Annotated in this window: 2 protein-coding genes; one reads left to right on the top strand and one right to left on the bottom strand. The window is 36.7% G+C overall.

Annotation, left to right across the window (positions count from 1 at the left end):
- Window positions 1-417: 417 nt before the first annotated feature.
- Window positions 418-1119, bottom strand: a complete 702-nt coding sequence (locus ESV24_RS15115) for a DUF4294 domain-containing protein (RefSeq protein ID WP_111817162.1) — start codon at window positions 1117-1119, stop codon at window positions 418-420.
- 129 nt (window positions 1120-1248) lie between these two features.
- On the opposite strand from ESV24_RS15115, the gene ESV24_RS15110 reads away from it, so the two are divergent.
- A complete protein-coding gene (locus ESV24_RS15110) occupies window positions 1249-2334 on the top strand; it encodes a M42 family metallopeptidase (RefSeq protein ID WP_111817161.1) in 1086 nt (361 codons plus the stop codon).
- Window positions 2335-2497 lie beyond the last annotated feature (163 nt).

The raw sequence follows: 2497 nt of genomic DNA, 5'->3' as shown, positions 1-2497 counted from the left end.
ATTTCTAAGACCGTGCCTATCTCTCTAAGCGGGTGCAAATATAAAACTCTTTTTTGTTCCCACAATACTTTTTGGAAAATAATTCAAAAAAAATTTAAGAGCTTCCTTTTTCAATTCCCAGAACAACAATACTGCTGCTCTAAGCGGGTGCAAATATAAAACCCTTTTCTATTCCCACAAACTTATTTATGCGTTTTTTTTGATGTTTTTTATCAACAAATAATAAGGCTTTGAAAGCTACAGGATTACATCTAAAAAAAAATAGTCATATAAAATACGCCTTCGTACAGGCATAGACAGCTCTATGGAAGAGCATAAAAATCCAAATATGCTCAAAACGTGCCGCTTGCAAAAAAAATAAAAGAGCGAGCTACAAACATAACATGTTTTTAATTTTTCTGCAACTCCCTGACTGTCTTAGTTATTAACAGTCTTTTTATTCCAATGAGCCTTCAAATCTAGAAAATCTATGGGAAAGGATGGTTCTTGATGTTCCAGTTTGCTTTCTTGGAATGATCTTTCCAATATATCTTCAATTAAATAATCCTCTTTTACTTCAAAAGGTTTGTATTCTTCTTTGAGGGATATTTCAAAAAGGCTGGCTGTAGTGTTGTACCAAAAGGCGCGCCAGCCAGTTCTTAGTTCTTTTACAAGATCGAAAGCGGTGCGACCAGTTTGTCTGTAGATAAGCTTTACCAATATCTGCCCTTCGGTATGGGTCATTTTTTTAAGCTTTTCGGAAAACTCGCCCTCAATATATTTTTGTACACGCTTTGTATATCTTCTCCTATCACTGTTTCTCTTTATAGTTTCCAATCTTTCGGTCATGGTGGTCAACCGTTCTGAAGCCAATTTTGCATACGGGTACACTTTACGCGTTTTTCGCCTAAGAATAAGATAGCGTCTTCGATCTTCCTCTGATTTAAATTTCAGTTTGTCCAATAAAATTACTTCATCAAGGTCTATCATTTCCCGGGCAATGGTGTCGCCTTCTATAATATAGTACATAATCTCGGTAGAGTCCTTTTGCTTTTTTAGTATTTCAGTATCATTCTGCCCGTAAGTATTGTTCAGACAGAGTATTAATATACTAATATATATAGGTAACGTGATTTTCATTAAAATAGGATTTTTATTATGCGCTATGTATTATCCAAAAGTGTTCCAAAAATAAGCAAATTGCATTGTCGGTCTTAATAAGAAATTGCTAATTTTACCAAACATACATCTATTCAGAAAAATTAATTTATGACTACTTCAATATTAAACGACAAATCGCTTACATTTTTAGAGGAATATTTAAACAACGCAGCACCTACAGGGTATGAATGGGATGGCCAAAAGATTTGGATGAAATATTTGAAACCATACGTTGATGAGTTTTTTACGGATACATACGGAACGGCAGTTGGCGTTATAAATCCCAAAGCCAAATTTAAGGTTGTAATTGAAGGTCATGCGGATGAAATTTCCTGGTATGTTAATTATATATGTGACAGCGGATTGCTCTATGTAATTAGAAATGGAGGAAGCGACCACCAAATTGCACCTTCAAAAATTGTAAATATTCATACCAAGAACGGTATTAGAAAAGGTGTTTTCGGATGGCCTGCCATTCATACACGCGACAAAGCAAAGGAAGAAGCGCCAAAACCCGAAAACATATTTATAGACGTGGGCGCAAAGGATAAAGAGGAAGTTGAGAAAATGGGCATACACGTGGGTTGTGTAATTACTTATCCAGATCAATTTCATATTTTGAACGAAGACAAATTTGTATGTCGCGCATTGGATAACAGAATGGGTGGTTTTATGATTGCCGAAGTTGCCAGGCTGCTCCACGAAAATAAAAACAAACTTCCTTTTGGGCTTTATATAACCAATTCAGTACAGGAAGAAATTGGACTTCGCGGTGCAGAAATGATCGCAGAACGCATTAAACCGAACGTAGCCATAGTTACCGATGTAACCCACGATACTACTACCCCAATGATTGATAAAAAGAAACAGGGGTTGGCAGAAATTGGTTGTGGTCCCGTTATAGCCTACGCCCCTGCCGTTCAGCAAAAACTTCGTGATTTAATTGTAGAAACGGCCGAAAAGAAAATGATACCTTTTCAACGGGCTGCACTTTCTAGGGCTACCGGAACAGATACCGATGCTTTTGCATACAGCAATGGTGGTGTTGCAAGCGCCTTGATTTCACTGCCGCTTCGCTATATGCACACTACTGTAGAAATGGTGCATAGAGATGATGTGGAAAATGTGATCAAGCTTATTTATGAAACATTACTAAATATTAAAGGAGGCGAAACTTTCAGTTATTTTGAATAAAGATTAAGCAATTTTAAGAACGGAATTGTTGCAACGGACACTATCCCGCTAAGTGTGTAAGTTAAAAATAACAGGGGTTGGACTTTTTTAAAGTCTGACCCTTTTTTCATAGATCGTTAGGAACTGATTTAAAATGATGCCCCAGTTCCTTATAGGCATGGTC

It is taken from the genome of Aequorivita lipolytica (genome assembly GCF_007997135.1).
Lineage (GTDB): Bacteria > Bacteroidota > Bacteroidia > Flavobacteriales > Flavobacteriaceae > Aequorivita > Aequorivita lipolytica.
Note: the sequence above shows the minus strand (reverse complement) of the source record. Positions and strands in the feature narration are given on the sequence as shown.

Coding starts and splice junctions, on each gene's coding strand:
- ESV24_RS15110 (WP_111817161.1), top strand. CDS start 1,249: ATGACTACTTCAATATTAAACGACAAATCGCTTACATTTTTAGAGGAA.
- ESV24_RS15115 (WP_111817162.1), bottom strand. CDS start 1,119: ATGAAAATCACGTTACCTATATATATTAGTATATTAATACTCTGTCTG.